Annotated in this window: 13 protein-coding genes; 7 read left to right on the top strand and 6 right to left on the bottom strand. The window is 74.3% G+C overall.

Annotated features, from left to right (window positions below):
- The first annotated feature begins 117 nt into the window (after positions 1-117).
- Positions 118-954: a hypothetical protein gene (locus tag ACIP4P_RS02370; RefSeq protein WP_400913873.1), complete on the top strand. Its 837-nt coding sequence runs from the start codon at positions 118-120 to the stop codon at positions 952-954.
- 75 nt (positions 955-1,029) lie between these two features.
- Here ACIP4P_RS02370 and ACIP4P_RS02375 read toward each other — a convergent pair whose 3' ends face one another.
- A complete protein-coding gene (locus ACIP4P_RS02375) occupies positions 1,030-1,599 on the bottom strand; it encodes a GNAT family N-acetyltransferase (RefSeq protein WP_400913875.1) in 570 nt (189 codons plus the stop codon).
- Between the two features lie 102 nt (positions 1,600-1,701).
- Between ACIP4P_RS02375 and ACIP4P_RS02380 the strand changes: the two genes are divergently transcribed.
- Positions 1,702-2,463 (top strand): ArsR/SmtB family transcription factor, encoded by a 762-nt coding sequence (locus ACIP4P_RS02380; RefSeq protein ID WP_400913877.1) that lies wholly within the window; start codon positions 1,702-1,704, stop codon positions 2,461-2,463.
- A 38-nt stretch (positions 2,464-2,501) separates the two neighbouring features.
- Here ACIP4P_RS02380 and ACIP4P_RS02385 read toward each other — a convergent pair whose 3' ends face one another.
- Positions 2,502-3,773, bottom strand: a complete 1,272-nt coding sequence (locus ACIP4P_RS02385) for an MFS transporter (RefSeq protein WP_400913879.1) — start codon at positions 3,771-3,773, stop codon at positions 2,502-2,504.
- A gap of 71 nt (positions 3,774-3,844) precedes the next feature.
- Between ACIP4P_RS02385 and ACIP4P_RS02390 the strand changes: the two genes are divergently transcribed.
- On the top strand, positions 3,845-4,729 hold the full coding sequence (locus tag ACIP4P_RS02390; RefSeq protein WP_350510763.1) for a winged helix-turn-helix transcriptional regulator: 885 nt from the start codon (positions 3,845-3,847) through the stop codon (positions 4,727-4,729).
- Positions 4,730-4,748: 19 nt separating this feature from the next.
- Here ACIP4P_RS02390 and ACIP4P_RS02395 read toward each other — a convergent pair whose 3' ends face one another.
- A complete protein-coding gene (locus ACIP4P_RS02395) occupies positions 4,749-6,002 on the bottom strand; it encodes a GNAT family N-acetyltransferase (protein WP_400913882.1) in 1,254 nt (417 codons plus the stop codon).
- 104 nt (positions 6,003-6,106) lie between these two features.
- Complete coding sequence (locus ACIP4P_RS02400; protein ID WP_400913885.1) at positions 6,107-6,787, bottom strand: hypothetical protein; 681 nt, start codon at positions 6,785-6,787, stop codon at positions 6,107-6,109.
- A 153-nt stretch (positions 6,788-6,940) separates the two neighbouring features.
- Here ACIP4P_RS02400 and ACIP4P_RS02405 point away from each other — a divergent pair, with 153 nt between their 5' ends.
- Positions 6,941-7,360, top strand: coding sequence for a DUF3592 domain-containing protein (locus ACIP4P_RS02405; protein WP_400913887.1), 420 nt, complete (start codon positions 6,941-6,943; stop codon positions 7,358-7,360).
- A gap of 15 nt (positions 7,361-7,375) precedes the next feature.
- On the opposite strand, the gene ACIP4P_RS02410 is transcribed toward ACIP4P_RS02405, so the two are convergent.
- Complete coding sequence (locus ACIP4P_RS02410; RefSeq protein ID WP_400913889.1) at positions 7,376-8,923, bottom strand: Na+/H+ antiporter; 1,548 nt, start codon at positions 8,921-8,923, stop codon at positions 7,376-7,378.
- Positions 8,924-9,240: 317 nt separating this feature from the next.
- Here ACIP4P_RS02410 and sph point away from each other — a divergent pair, with 317 nt between their 5' ends.
- Both sph and ACIP4P_RS02420 read left to right on the top strand, forming a co-directional pair.
- A complete protein-coding gene (gene sph / locus ACIP4P_RS02415; RefSeq protein ID WP_400913892.1) occupies positions 9,241-10,218 on the top strand; it encodes a sphingomyelin phosphodiesterase in 978 nt (325 codons plus the stop codon).
- Positions 10,219-10,378: 160 nt separating this feature from the next.
- A complete protein-coding gene (locus tag ACIP4P_RS02420; RefSeq protein WP_400913893.1) occupies positions 10,379-11,197 on the top strand; it encodes a thioesterase family protein in 819 nt (272 codons plus the stop codon).
- Between the two features lie 48 nt (positions 11,198-11,245).
- Here the strand turns inward: ACIP4P_RS02420 and ACIP4P_RS02425 are convergent, their stop codons facing one another.
- On the bottom strand, positions 11,246-12,571 hold the full coding sequence (locus ACIP4P_RS02425; RefSeq protein WP_400913895.1) for a radical SAM protein: 1,326 nt from the start codon (positions 12,569-12,571) through the stop codon (positions 11,246-11,248).
- Between the two features lie 522 nt (positions 12,572-13,093).
- Between ACIP4P_RS02425 and ACIP4P_RS02430 the strand changes: the two genes are divergently transcribed.
- A complete protein-coding gene (locus ACIP4P_RS02430) occupies positions 13,094-14,551 on the top strand; it encodes a family 2 encapsulin nanocompartment cargo protein terpene cyclase (protein WP_400913896.1) in 1,458 nt (485 codons plus the stop codon).
- Positions 14,552-14,578: the final 27 nt, after the last annotated feature.

Consider the following 14,578-nt stretch of genomic DNA (forward strand, 5'->3'; position numbering starts at 1 on the left):
GGGCGCCGTCGACCGCGTGGGCGCTGGCGTTCGACGTGTCATCACCACCTGCTAACCTCAGCCGATTTCCCGCCGCACCGAGTCGGCGGACACGACGGGGTAAGAGGTACAGAAGACATGGCATTCCTCCGGGCCAAGCAGAAGGCCCAGGTCATCGAGAAGCTCTCGCAGGTGGCGCCTCCCGGCGAGACCTTCATCGCCTGCGTGCACGCGGAGAGCGGCCCCAGCCCGTGGCTCGCCGCCGCGCTCGGTGAGATTCCGCTCGTCGGCCTGATCATCGTGCTGACCCGCAGGTACTACTTCCTGACGCTCACCAACAGCCATGTGGTGATCAACTCGGCGAACCGCTGGAACAACCGCCCCGGCGAGGTGGTCGCGGCCTTCCCGCGGCACGCCTTCCCGGTCAGCCGGGTGAAGCGGGCCAGCATCTGGAGCTCGATGTACGTCCAGATGCCGGGCAACACCAACCCGGTGCGCCTGAACATCCACCGCATCTGGCGGGCCGAGATGGACCAGCTCAGCGCGGCCTTCCCGCCCGGGTCGATCGACCCGAGCTCGCAGCCCTTCGACACCCCGCAGAACCAGGGCTACCCGATGCCGGGTCAGCCGGTGCCGGGCCAGCCGATGATGGGCCACCCGATGGCCGGTCAGCCCGCGCCCGCCCAGCAGATGATCCCGCAGCAGCAGGGCTTCGGCGCCCCGCAGGGCCAGCCGTACCCGGCGCCGCAGGCCCAGCCGTACCCGGCCCCGCAGGCCGCCCAGCCGTACCCGCAGCAGCAGCCCTACCCGGCACCGCAGGCCGCCCAGCCCTACCCGGCACCGCAGGCGTACCCGCCGGCCCAGCCGTACCCGGCGCAGCCCGGCGCCCAGGTGCCGCCGCAGGCCCAGCCGTACCCGCAGCAGGTCCCGAACGTGCCCTACCCGGGCCAGCCGGGCTACCCCGGCCAGCACTGATCGCGGCCACCGGCCCCGGCTCCCCGCACGGGGGCCGGGGCCGGTGTGGTGCTCGCGGGGCGGACTCCGCCAGGTCTACGGCACGGCCGCCGAGAACGCCGGCCTCAGCGTGCCGAGCGGTGACGAACGGCCGAGCGGGCTGGGCCGGTGCTCCTCGGAACTCCCCTCCGTGGTCGGTGGGTTAGGGCCTGTCCGGGGCCCCTCAAGGTTCTTGGTGAGGAACACCCGGCTGGTGCCCGGCGGATCGCACCGGACCTCGCCGAGCACCGTCCACCCGTGCTTGAGGTAGAAGCCGGGGGCCTGGAAGCTGATCGTGTAGAGCACGGCGGAGCGGCAGCCGCGGTCCCGGGCCTCCTGCTCGGCCCGGCGCAGGACCTCGCCGCCCAGCCCGCTGCCGCGCAGCTCGGGCGGGAGGAAGAAGAGGTCGACGAAGAACAGCCCGAGCGAGGTGCGCCCGGTCAGCCCGCCGAGCACCCGGCCCGTCCCCGGTTCGTGGACCAGGACGGCGAGCGGCCTGCGGTCGTCGATCCCGGACCGCTCGACGTTGAAGCCGTCCAGGCCGTCGGAGACCAGCGCGAGGTCCGTGGCGGCGGGGGAGTCGGTGACGGTCAGTTCCGGGGTTTCCGGTGGACGGGTGGTGGACACGGTTCCTCCTGTTCACGGGCCCGGGTGGCCCGGCGGACCCGGGAACGCTACGGCGCGGACGCTTCGACGGGCGTCGAAGCGTGCCGGGCGAGAATGGAAGGCATGCACGACCGATCCGATGACCGATCCGCCGGTGGGTTCGCCGACCGATCCGTCGACCCGTCCGCCGACCGGGACGTGGGCGTGGACCTGGCCGCCGTGGCCAGGCTGCTGGCCGACGGCACCCGGCCCGGCTTCTGCCTGGCGCTGCTGGACGGCCGGGCCTGGACCGCGAACGAGCTCGCCCGGCACGCCGGGGTCGCGCCGTCGACCGCGACCTCCCACCTGAACCTGCTGGTCGGTGGCGGACTGCTGGCCGAGGAGCGGCACGGCCGCCACCGCTACCTCCGGCTGACCGACCCCCGGGTGGTGGCGCTGATCGAGAGCCTGGCCGAACTGGCCCCGCGCCGGAGCGCCCCGCCCCGCACCCTCGCGGCCTCCGGCCGCCGGCACGCCCTGGCCCGGGCGCGGCTCTGCTACGACCACCTGGCGGGCGCCCTCGGTCTGGCGGTCACCGAGGCGATGGTCGGGCGCGGCCTGCTGGAGCTCGGGCCCGAGCCGGCCCTGACCGCCGAGGGGCGGGACTGGCTGGCCGGACTCGGCGTCGCCCTGCCCGGCGGCCCGCGCCGCCCCGCGGTGCGGGCCTGCCTGGACTGGACCGAGCGCCGCCCCCACCTGGGCGGCGCGGCCGGGGCGGGCCTGTGCGCCCACGCCCTCGCGGCCGGCTGGCTCACCCGAGTCGGCACCGGCCGTGCCCTGGCGGTGACCCCGGCGGGCCGGGCGGCCTGGCGGGAGCACCTCGGGCTGGCCGTCGGCGACTTCTGAGGACGGCGGCGCGCCGGGAGCCAGGCCCGGCCCCCGGCTCAGGCCAGCTCGCGCAGCCGGCGGATCGGGCTGGCCAGCAGGATCAGCGGGCTCGCCACGCTGACCACCGCGACCAGCAGCAGCGCCGTGCGCGGCCCCCAGAGCGCGGCCGCGCCGCCGGCGGCGAGGGCACCGACCGGGATCGCGCCCCAGGAGACGAAGCGGACCGTGGCCATCACCCGGGACAGCAGCTCCGGCGGGGTGTGGGTCTGCCGGTGGGTGCGGGTGACGATGCTGGCGACCACCACCCCGGCCGAGAACCCGGCGTTGCCGAGGGCGAAGACCAGGGTGCCCCAGCCGGAGCCTGCGGCCGGGAGCAGCAGGGCGAACACGGTGGACACCGCGGCCGCCCAGCGCAGCGCGCGGGCGCCGCCGAGCCGGGCGACCAGTCGGGGCGTGGCGGCCGCGCCGAGCAGGCTGCCGAGCCCGCCGGTGGCCATCAGGGCGCCGACGGCGGCGGCCGGGGCGTCGAGGGTGCGGACCAGGAACACCGGGGTGAGGGTCATCAGGCCGCCGCAGACGAAGTTCAGGGCGGTGGCGTCCGCGACGCACGGCCGGATCACCGGGTGCCGGGTGACGAAGCGCCAGCCCTCGCGGATCTGCTCGCGCATCCCGGCGCCGCCGGTGCGCGGGGCGGCGGGCCGGGCGATCCGCGGCAGGCTGCCGAGCAGGGCGGCCGAGGCCAGGTAGCTGACCGCGTCCAGCAGCATCGAGGCGGCGCCGCCGACGAGTTGGACCAGCACGCCGCCGAGCGAGGGCCCGGCCAGGTCGGTGGCCGCGACGCTGCCGGAGAGCAGGCTGTTGCGGCTGGTCAGCTGCTCCTTGGGGACAACGGCGGGCAGGAAGGTGGAGTTGCCGACGTCGAAGAGCACGCCGGCGAAGCCGACCAGCAGGGCGACCAGCACCAGCTGCGGCAGCCCCAGCACGCCCAGCGCGGCGGCCAGCGGCACCGAGGTGACCGCTGCCGCGCGGAGCAGGTCCATCGCGACCTGGGTGCCGCGCAGGGGCAGCCGCTGGACCAGGACGCCGGCCGGCAGCCCGATGACCAGCCAGGCGACGTAGGCGGCGCCGGTGATCAGGCCGACCTGGAAGGCCGAGGCGTGCAGGGTGACCACGGCGATCAGCGGCAGCGCCACCGTGGTCACCTGGTCGCCGAGCCGGCTGACGGTCGAGGCGGTCCAGTAGCGCCAGAACGCCCCCGCCCCGCTCCGGCTCCCGCCCGCCCGGACCGGGTCCGCCGTTCTCGCCGTGTCCACCGTCTTCGTCGCCACGTCCACCCCTTCGCCGCCACCGGTCCACGACCGAGTGAGTTCCTTTTGGGAACTCACTATACTGGGTGACCATGCGGCACACCGAAGCGGCGGACCCCGACTGCGCGATCTCCCAGGCCCTGACCGTCGTCGGGGACACCTGGACCCTGCTCCTGATCAGGGACGTCGCCGGCGGCACCCACCAGTTCGACGCCCTGCAGCACGGACTCGGCATCAGCCGCAAGGTGCTCGCCGAGCGCCTGAAGGGACTGGTCGCCGACGGCGTGCTGGAGAAACGGCTCTACCACCCGCACCCGCCGCGCTACGAGTACCACCTGACGGACCGGGGCCGCGGCCTGCTGCCGGTGCTGGTCGCCCTCCAGGACTGGGGCGGGCGGTACGTCCTCGGCGACGGCTCGCTCACCGGCACCAGCACCCCCGACTCCGCCGAGACCCGCCGGGTGCACTCGCTCGTCGGCCACCGGCTGCCCGCACTGGAACTCGCCACCGCCTCCGGTGCGACGGTCGACCCGATCGCCGCCGACCGCGCCTGGACGGTGCTGTACTGCTACCCGGGCGCGTACGCCCCCGGCGGGGTCGACCACCCGCCCGGCTGGGGCGACATCCCGGGCGCGCCCGGCTGCACCCTGGAGTCCTGCACCTACCGCGACCGGATGGGCGAGTTCGCCGCCCGGGACACCGCCGTCCACGGCGTGAGCACCCAACGCCCGGACCAGCAGGCGGCGTTCGCCGAACACACCCGGCTCCCGTTCCCCCTGCTCTCCGACGCCGGACTGGAACTCGCCGCCGCGCTGCGGCTGCCCACCTTCCGCGCCGCCGGCGTCGAACGGCTCAAGCGGCTCACCCTGGTCCTCGACGCCGGCCGGACGGTCCGCGGCGTGCTCTACCCCGTCACCGACCCGGCGGGCTCGGTCGAGGAGGCCCTCGCGCTGCTGGACGGCCTGCGGCAGGAGTGACGAACGGGCGCGCCCTCCCTCACGGCAGGTAGAAGGTCAGCAGATCCGCCGTCAGCGGCGGGAACAGCGCCCGGTACAGCTCCTCCTCGCCGCCGGCGGTGTACACGTCCGGCCGGAGCCGGGCCAGGCCCTCGACCCCGAGCGGCCCGAACAGCAGCCCCGGCAGCTGGTCGGGCGCCACCGCGACGCCGCCCGCCGTGCCCTCCACCGCACCCGGGCGCTGCAGCGTGCCGCCGGTGACCACGTCGCCCAGGCCCTCCGGTTCGACCGGGATCCGGTAGTGCGCGCGGTAGGTCGAGAGCAGCAGGTCCCGACCGGCGCGGTCGATCCCGGCCGCCTCCAGCCGCCGGCGGAGCAGCGGGCGCAGCCGGTCCAGCAGGGCGGCCGGATCCGGGATCCGCAGGTAGTACTGCTCGGCCTCCTCGCGCGGGGCGTGCTTCAGCAGGTCGTGCCAGGCCTCGGCCGGCACCGTGCCGGGCCGGTGCACCACGTGCAGCCGCGCCTCCGGCGCCGACCCGGCCACCGCGCCCAGCAGGTGGAGCGCGGCGGCACGGTCCGTGGCGGCCGCCTCGGCGAGCAGGAACTCCCCGTCGTCCACCGGCGTGGTGCGCGCCGAGGCGACCACCCGGCCGGCCCGCTCGACCACCCGCAGGGTGGAGGCGTCATGGGCCAGCAGCCAGCGCCAGCACGCGGGGGAGTGCGGCATCGCCAGGTCGAAACCGCGCTGCGCCTCCTCCTGGAGGGCCGCCAGCGCGGGCAGGTCCGCGGCCCGAGCCGTCCGCAGCGCCGCCGCTCCCACGCCGTCCGGGACGGTGTGCAGGGCCAGTGGGGTCGGGATGTCGACGGCGTACTCGTAGCCGAACTGCCGGTAGAAGTACGGGATCCCGATCATCACCTGGAGCAGGTGCCCCCGGGCGGCGGAGCGGGCGTGTGCCCACTGCATCAGGGCCCGGACCAGGCCCCGGCCCTCGTACTCCGCGTCGGTGGCGACCAGTTCGACCTGTCCGGCCGGCAGCCGGACCCCGCTGATCCGGACCTCCTCGTCCAGCAGCGAGGCCGTCGACACCACCCGCCCGCCGTCCACCACCACCGCGCAGCCGGACCACCCGGCGTCCGGGTCCTCGCTCACCAGCCGGTGGTCCAGCGCGTCGTGCGCATCGCCCCGCTCGGTGAGCAGCGCACGGATCTGCTCACCGTCCCCGGGCCGGGCCTCCCGCAGCAGGAGGCCGTCGGCCAGCGGAACGGGCATGGCAAAGACTTGGTCAACGGTCATGACCCGACCATCACACCATCGGGCACACCGGGCCAACCGGTTTTGCCGGTACGGGGGATCGCCTGGTCACCGCGTGGGGGGAGGACGGCGAATCCGAGGAGGTGTCACCGGCGGCCCAGGGTGCGCCGCGCCGCGCCGAAGGTGAGGGCGGCCCAGAGGACGGCGACGGCGACCGCGACGTACGCCCCGGCGCCGCGGAAGGAGAGGTCCTCGTCGTGGGTGGCCGGCGGTGCCCAGCCGTCCGGGTCGGCCAGCACCGTCATCGTCCGGCCGACGGCCGTGCCGGAGCAGCCGATGCCCCCGATGGTGCCGTGCGGCAGTGGGCTGCCGTCCTCGTTCCGGACGCCGCAGGTCCAGCTGACCTTGCCCGTCTTGTCCTTGCCGCTGTGGGCCGAGGTGACCACCACCCGGGTGTCCACCCCGCGGTGGGAGAGCAGCTGGGCCCGGAAGGCGGCGGTGGGGATCACCAGCAGCAGCACGCCCAGCAGGACCGCGGGCCAGACCACCCAGCCGGTGCTGCGGATCAGCATCAGTCCGACGACCGCCGCCATCAGCACCAGGACCGCCAGGATCGTGCAGGGGGCCTGGTAGTCCGGGTTGGTGGCGAGCGCGAGCAGGCCCAGGATCAGCACCGGGGCGAGCAGCCCGACCAGCAGGGCGGTCCGGCGCACCGTGCGCGGGGCGAGCGGGACGTCCTTGCGGGGGCGCCGCCGGACCGCCTTGGCCGGCCGGGCCGCTCCCGCCGCGAGCGGCCTCTTCTGCTTCTTGTTCGGACGCCTGGCCATGCTGTCCCCGTCTTCCGGTGGTTCCGTTCGTGCTCGCGACAGTGTGACGGCAGCCCCCGTGGCGGTGGAAGGCCGGGGTGCCGCCCGACCTGCGGCCGGCCCCGGCCGTCTTCCCAACTCCTTTGCGTGGTAGGTACATTGACCGTTGTGTGGGTGGTGGATCTGTTCCTTCTGGTCGGGGCGGTGGTCCTGGCCGGCCTTGCCGCACTGTTCGCCTCGGCGAGCGGGACGGACCGCGCGCTGCGCCGGGAGGGCGTGTGCGTGGTCGGCCGGGTGCGGAAGGTCCGTTGGCACACCACCGCCGAGGGCTACGACCGTCGACGGGTGACCATCGAGTACGGCCTGCCGGACGGGCGGACCGTCGAGCTGGTCCGCTCCGACCAGCGGCCGGAGGGCGGCAGGTTCCAGGAGGGCGACGAGGCGGTGGTGCTCTACCACCCCGCCCGCCCGGGGCGCGGCCTGGCGGTCGACCCCGCGCGCCGACTCCCGCCGCCACCGGGACCGACCGGCCTCGCCGCGCTGTCGCTGCTCTGCGCGCTGGGCGCGGTCGGCCTGGTCCGGCTGATGTTCTGAATCCGGCGGGCCGGGTCAGGGCCGGCCCAGCGCCGCCTGTTCCAGGTCGAGGTCGCGCTGGAGCAGTCTCAGTGTGGTGTCGCTGATCCGGTGCTCCTCGTAGAGGCCGTGCAGCCGGGCGTTCTGCACCCCGATGACCTCGCGCCGCAGTTGGCGGTAGGCGTCGTCGGCGGTGGTGCCGTCCGGGGCCTCGGGGGTGCGGTCGAGCCGGGCGGTCAGGGCGCGGCGGATCCGGTCGACGGCGGTCTCCGGCACGGCCTCCAGCTCGGCCAGGCCCTCGACGTGGTCCAGGGCGACGCGGTTGAGTTCGTCCCGGGCGTCCTCCTCCTCGCGCGCGGTGTGCTCGGGTTCCAGGGCGAGCCCGGAGCGGTTGACCACGGCGGCCAGGGTCAGGCCCTGGACGACCAGGGTGAGCACCACGTTGGAGACGGTGAGCACCAGCACCAGCGGCCGTCCGTCCAGGTGCGAGCCGCTGTCGGTGAGCAGCGGGATGGACAGCGCGGCGGCCAGCGGCATGACGCCCCGGGTGCCGGCCCAGGTGACCACCCCGGCGACCCGCCAGGACAGCCGCCCCCGGCTGGGTTTGACCGCGCGGGTCAGCGGCAGGGTCCAGAGCACCCGGACGGCGATCAGCAGCGCGGCTATCGCCATCGACTGGAGCGGCCACCAGCCGGTGCCGGTCGGCAGTTCCCGGACCAGGGTGGGCAGTTCCAGGCCGACGATCGAGAACACGACGCTCTCCAGCAGGAACACCACCACCGCGTAGACGGCGTGCAGCTGCAGCCGGATCCGGGCGTCGGTCAGCCGGTGGCCGGAGCGGCCGAGCAGCACCCCGGCGACCACCACCGAGGTGACGCCCGAGGTGTGCGCGGACTCCGCCAGCACATAGGCCGCGTACGGGGTGACCAGGGCTATCACGGTCTCCAGCACCGGGTCGGTGGTGCGGCGGCGGAGCAGCCAGACCAGCCCGGCGACGGCCGCGCCGACCAGGCTGCCGCCCCCGCCGAGCAGCACCAGCTCGCCGCCCGCGGCGGGCAGGTCGACCGTCCCGCCGGCCGCCACCGCGACGCCCACGGCCACCTTGAACAGCACCAGCGAGGTGGCGTCGTTGAACAGGCTCTCGGCCTGGACCAGCACCTGGACCCGCCCGGGCAGGGCGAGCCGTCGGCCGAGCGCGGTGACCGCGACCGGGTCGGTGCTGGAGAGCACGGCGCCGAGCACGAAGGCCATCGCGGGCGGCAGTCCGGCGACGGCGACGGCCGCGAAGCCGACGGCCGCGGCGGAGGCGAAGACCAGGCCGAAGGAGAGGATGGTGACCGGCCGCCAGACCGTCCGCAGGTCGCGCAGCGACAGTTCCTCGGCGGAGGAGTAGAGCAGTGGCGGCAGCACCACCGCGCCGATGATCTGCGGGGGCACGTGCAGGGCGGGCACGCCGGGGACGAGGGCGACGCCGAGCCCGACCAGCACCAGCAGGGAGGGCGCGGGCACCCGCCATCGGCGGGCGAAGGTGGCCACGCTGGTGGCCAGGACGACCAGGACGAGAACGATCCCCACGGCGTGCATCTGCAGAAACGACCCATCGCGAACACCGGGGTCGCCGAAGCCCGATCGCCGCAGTCGTCCCCCGAGCCGACCAGACTTCCCGGCACACCGCCGGTCATCTTATCGGTCCTTTGGCGGTGGTCGAGAGGGATATCCGCGTCGGCGGCCCGCTGAGCGCGGGTCAGAACCGGGGGAGAGGGCAGGCCGCCGAAGGGCCGTTCTGTTCCGAACGAATTCACCGAATGCTCGCCGGAAGTCTTGCGGGCCGTGCACGCACCGAAGTTGGATGCACAACATCCCGCGACCCGCCGGGTCGCCAACTCCCCCACGGAGCCCAGATGCCCCTGCCGTCCCTCCGTCGCACCCTCGCCGTCGGCGCCGCCGCCACCGTGCTGGCCGCCCTCGGCAGCACCCCGGCCGGCGCCGAGAGCGCCCCGGCCACCGCGCCGCCGCTGGACGTCCTGAGCTACAACACCTTCCTGATGAGCACCTCGCTCTACCCCAACTGGGGCCAGCAGCACCGCGCCCAGGCCATCGCCGCGGCCGACTTCTTCCAGGGCCACGACGTGGTCGTGCTGGAGGAGGCCTTCGACAACGCCGCCTCCGACGCCCTGGTCGCCAAGGCCTCGGCCGCCTACCCGTACCACACGCCCGTGGTCGGCCGCTCCACCAGCGGCTGGGACGCCACCTCCGGCAGCTACAGCGCCACCACGCCGGAGGACGGCGGGGTCGCCCTGCTCAGCAAGTGGCCGATCCTGCACAAGGAGCAGTACGTCTACAAGGACGCCTGCGGCTCGGACTATTGGTCCAACAAGGGCTTCGCCTACGCCGTCCTGGACGTCGACGGCCGCCGCACCCACGTGGTCGGCACCCACCTCCAGTCCACCGACTCCGGCTGCGCCAGTGGCCAGGCCGCCGACATCCGGGCCCGGCAACTCGGCGCCATGCGGGCCTTCCTGGACGCCAAGCGGATCCCGGCCGCCGAACCGATCGTGGTCGCCGGGGACCTCAACATCGACTTCCACGGCACCGAGTACCAGGCCCTGCTGACCGGCGGCAACCTCGCCCCGGCCTCCGCCCGCACCGGCTGGCCGTACTCCTTCGACACCGCTGACAACTCCATCGCCGCGTACCGCTACCCGGGCGAGCCCAAGGAGGACCTCGACCACGTGCTCTACCGCGCCGACCACGCCCGCCCGCAGCAGTACACCAACGAGGTGCGGCGGGTGCACAGCGCGCCGTGGACGGTGAGCAGCTGGGGCAAGAGCTACACCTACACCGACCTCTCCGACCACTACCCGCTGATCGCGCGCTGAGCCCGGCGCCCCCGGGCCGTGCCGGACGGCCTGTGGGGCGCATCACAGCTCCCGGGGCGGTTCGGGCTCCTACGATCGTGATCGCGGACGCCGCCGACGCCTGGGCCCGGTGCGGCGCCCGCCCGGCACCACCCGCGATCCGTCCGAGGAGAAGCGCACCTTGACCAGCCCCACCGCCGCCCCCGAGAGCTACTACCAGCGCACCGGCGAGCACCGCTACAAGCCCACCGCCCATGCCCAGGGCGCCTGGCACCCCGACGAGCAGCACTTCAGCCCGGTGGGCGGCCTGATCGTCCACGCCATCGACTGCCACCGGGCCGGGCAGCAGGCGGCCGGCCGCCCGGCCGAGGGCCTGGCGCTGGCCCGGATCAGCTTCGACATACTGGGCCTGATCGCCCTGGACGAGCTGGAGATCACGGTGGAGACCCTCCGCCCCGGCCGCACCATCGAACTGGTGGAGGCGGTCGCCTCGATCGCCGGCCGCGCCGTGGTCCGGGCCCGGGCCTGGTTCCTGGCCGAGCAGGACACCAGCGCCGTCGCCGGCACCCACGACGAACCGCTGCCCGCGCCCGAGGAGTTCGAGCCCTGGCCGATGAGCGAGCAGTGGCCCGGCGGCTACATCGCCTCCGTCGAGGTCCGCCGCCGATCCACCGCGCCCGGCCGGGCCGCCGCCTGGCTGTCCACCCCGCTGCAGCTCGTCGCGGGGGAGCCCAGCGGCCCGCACGCCGCCTTCATCGCGCTGGTCGACACCGCCAACGGGATCGCCGTCCGGGAGCAGCCCGGTGCGTGGATGTTCCCCAACACCGACCTGACCGTCCACTTCCACCGCCGCCCCGGCGGCCGCTGGACCGGGCTGGACACCCGGGTCAGCTTCGGCCCCGCCGGCCACGGCGTCACCAGCACCGTGCTGCACGACGTCGACGGGCCGGTGGGCCGGGCCGAGCAGATCCTCACCGTCCGCCCGATGCCCGGGAGTTGAGCCGTGCGGTGGCGGCCCGCCCGGACCGGCGGGCCACCACCGGCCCGGTCAGCCCGGCAGCGAGTCCATGAAGGAGCTGACCGAGAACACCGCCTTGCCCGGCCCGGCCGGTCCGTAGCCGGGCGGGGAGGAGAGGCCGAACTCCTCCAGGGTGGCCCGGTAGGTCTGCAGCAGCCGGATGTGGTACTCCAGCGGGGCGCCCTGGGGGTTGGCCTTGCCGAGCGGGGTGGTGGGCTCGGGGCACCAGGTGGTGAAGCGCGGCACCACGCCGTGGGACATGAAGAAGCGCAGCCCCTCCCGGGTCGAGGCGATCGCCTCGTCGACGGTGGTGAACCCGAAGGGCTCGGCCATCTCCACGCCCGCCACGAAGTTGGGGATCACGTTCTCCGCGCCGAACACCTCGGTGGAGTCCAGGATCCGGCGGTGCCACTCGTCCCGGCCGACGTAGCGCTCCTTGCCGGGGCAGTAGAGCTCGAACAGCCGCTTGTCCCACACCTCGAAGTTGGGGTGGTAGATCTTCACGCCGTAGTCGTGGAAGCGCTGGACGTCGTCGCGCGGCAGCGCCTGGGCGACCACCTTGCCGATCCAGCGGTCGGGGAAGCGCTCCTCGATGGCCTTGGCGTACTGCCCGTAGAAGTCCGCCTCGTCCCGGCCGCCGACCTGCGAGGTGATCGCGCCGCCGGTGAGGGTGTACGCCCGGGAGGTTTGGGCGGTGTCGTGGCGGTCGATGATCTCCAGCGCCTCCAGCACCTCCTCGACCGGCTTGACCCCGGTGTACGGGCGGCCGGCGGCCTTGTGCTGGCGCCAGTTGTGGTTGATGTCGCAGTACTGGCACTCCTCCTTGGCGCCGAAGTACTGGCAGACCCGGAACACCGTGAGGTAGATCAGATAGCCCCACTGGATGGTCGGGGCGACCTCCATCACCGACTTCCCGTTGGCCAGGGTGTGCCGGTAGTAGTCGGGCATCGGCGGCAGGCCGACGTCGGCGATCCGCGCGCCGTCCAGGTAGAGGCCCAGGGTGCCGTCCTCGCCGGACCGTACCCGGTACGGCGAGTCCGGGTTGACCCGCACCGACACCACGGTGCGGCGCAGCCCGTACGGCCCGCCGGTCAGCACCACCTCCTCCGGCGGCCGGTTCAGCGCGGCCGCACCGAGCTCGGGCAGGGTGCGGTGGTCGAAGGAGAAGATGAAGTACGACTTCGGCTTGACCTCGCCGCCCCCGTCGGTGCCGGTGCTGCCGCTGAGCGCGGACTCGTCGAAGGCCATCCCGCCGCGCAGCAGGTCCTCCTTGATCACCGCCTCCCGGGGCACATCGGGGAACCGTTCCATGAGGTCCTCGACGAGGGCGGTGCGATTGCGGGGCTGGCTCTCCATGCGCTGTTCTTCCTTCCCGGCCCCGTTCCTCGCACGGCGCCCCGGCCATTCTTCTCCCCTTTATGCGACCGGCCGGAAGCCGGGCCGTGGGTGGGCGGCGCCGGCCCGGGCCGTCCGCGCTCGAACGGTCCCCGTCGCGGCGGGCGCGACGCCGCCGGGCGGGGCGGGACACGGGGGCGGGCGACAGGTTGACGCGGGGCCGGGGCGGGGCGCGTCGACGGGCGCGCGACCGGGCCCCGGGTGGTGGGGCGGAGTGCTGCACTACGAGGGCGCGTTTCAAACGCCGTACGCATGAACGTTCACCTAATCGGGTGTAGATGATCGTCCGATGCGTTTCGGAACGGGTCATCCCGCCTACGGTTGTGAAGCGAGCGAGACGGGGCCCGCGGCGTGGAGTTCCCCATCGCGGCGGGCGAGATGACGACCCGTCAATCCTGCGATCCCCTTCAGAGGAGGCTCCATGCCCCTGCGCACCGGAACGGGCACACCACCCGGGCCCGCCACCGCCCCGGCGGTGCACTCATGAGCTCCCCGGCGATCGAGCGGATCCTCGGCGGTCCCACCGGACTGGGCACCTCCGGGCTGCAGTTGAGGCCCCAGGCCCCGGCACCGCAGGCCCCGGTACCGCAGGCCCCGGCGCCCCAGGCCGTCGTGCCCGAGGTCGCCGCACCGGCGGTGACCGTGCCCGAGGCCGTCGTGCCGGAGGCCGCCCCCGCGGTCCCGGCCCCCGAGGCCGTGGCACCCGCCGCTCCGGCGGTCGAGGCTCCCGCACCCGAGGTCCCGACCGCGTCGGCCGCCGAGGCCGCGCTGGTCGAGGTCGTGGCCGTGGAGGCGATCGCGGCCAAGATCGGGGTCGGCACCGGGGCCGCGCCCGGGATCGGAACCGGGTCCGGGGCGCTGGACGCCCTCCTGGACGGGTTCCGGCTGCCCTCCGTCCCCTCGCTCGCCCAGCTGCTGCCGGCCTCGGCCGCCGCCGCGCCGCGCGGTGGGAAGCCGAGGACCGGCGACCCCATCCCCGGCCTCTACCACCACCCGATCGCCGAGCCCGACCCGGTCCGGGTGGAGGCGCTCAGCCAGCGCATCAAGGCCTGGGCGATCGACGAGATCGAGCTCTACCCGCCGGAGTGGGAGAAGGACTTCGACGGGTTCTCCACCGGGCGCTACATGGTGGCCTGCCACCCCGACGCACCGAGCATCGACCACCTGATGCTGGCGGCCCGGCTGATGGTCGCCGAGAACGCGGTCGACGACTGCTACTGTGAGGACCTCGGCGGCTCGCCGATCGGCCTGGGCAGCCGCCTGCTGCTCGCCCACACCGCGCTGGACCCGCTGCACACCACCGGGGAGTACCACCCGGCCTGGGAGGCCTCGCTCGGCGAGGACGCGGCCCGGCGCTCGTACCGCTCGGCGATGGACTACTTCGTCCGCGCCTCCACGCCCTCCCAGGCGGACCGCTTCCGGCACGACATGGCGCGGTTGCACCTGGGATACCTGGCCGAGGCCTCCTGGGCCCAGGACGAGCACGTCCCGGAGGTGTGGGAGTACCTGGCGATGCGCCAGTTCAACAACTTCCGCCCCTGCCCGACGATCACCGACACCGTCGGCGGCTACGAGCTGCCGGTCGAACTCCACGCGCTGCCCGCCATGCAGCGGGTGATCGCCCTGGCCGGCAACGCCACCACGATCGTCAACGACCTCTACTCGTACACCAAGGAGCTCGCCAGCCCGGGGCTCCACCTGAACCTGCCGGTGGTGATCTCCGAGCGCGAGGGCGTCTCCCGCAAGAAGGGCTACCTGAAGGCCGTCGAGGTGCACAACGAGCTGATGCACGCCTTCGAGGCCGAGTCGGCCGCGCTGGCCGTCGCCTGCCCGGTGCCGAGCCTGGTGCGGTTCCTGCGCGGCGTGGCCGCGTGGCTCGACGGCAACCACTACTGGCACCAGACCAACATCCACCGCTACAGCCTGCCCGACTTCTGGTAACCGCCTCCGGTTCCCGGCGCCGGCCAC

The organism is Kitasatospora sp. NPDC089509, from assembly GCF_044749365.1.
In the GTDB taxonomy this organism is placed as follows: Bacteria; Actinomycetota; Actinomycetes; order Streptomycetales; family Streptomycetaceae; genus Kitasatospora.

Excerpts from the sequence above, each read along its gene's own strand:
- ACIP4P_RS02370 (WP_400913873.1), top strand. The coding sequence starts at position 118 with ATGGCATTCCTCCGGGCCAAGCAGAAGGCCCAGGTCATCGAGAAGCTC.
- ACIP4P_RS02380 (WP_400913877.1), top strand. The coding sequence starts at position 1,702 with ATGCACGACCGATCCGATGACCGATCCGCCGGTGGGTTCGCCGACCGA.
- ACIP4P_RS02390 (WP_350510763.1), top strand. The coding sequence starts at position 3,845 with ATGCGGCACACCGAAGCGGCGGACCCCGACTGCGCGATCTCCCAGGCC.
- ACIP4P_RS02395 (WP_400913882.1), bottom strand. The coding sequence starts at position 6,002 with ATGACCGTTGACCAAGTCTTTGCCATGCCCGTTCCGCTGGCCGACGGC.
- ACIP4P_RS02400 (WP_400913885.1), bottom strand. The coding sequence starts at position 6,787 with ATGGCCAGGCGTCCGAACAAGAAGCAGAAGAGGCCGCTCGCGGCGGGA.
- ACIP4P_RS02410 (WP_400913889.1), bottom strand. The coding sequence starts at position 8,923 with ATGCACGCCGTGGGGATCGTTCTCGTCCTGGTCGTCCTGGCCACCAGC.
- sph (WP_400913892.1), top strand. The coding sequence starts at position 9,241 with ATGCCCCTGCCGTCCCTCCGTCGCACCCTCGCCGTCGGCGCCGCCGCC.
- ACIP4P_RS02425 (WP_400913895.1), bottom strand. The coding sequence starts at position 12,571 with ATGGAGAGCCAGCCCCGCAATCGCACCGCCCTCGTCGAGGACCTCATG.
- ACIP4P_RS02430 (WP_400913896.1), top strand. The coding sequence starts at position 13,094 with ATGAGCTCCCCGGCGATCGAGCGGATCCTCGGCGGTCCCACCGGACTG.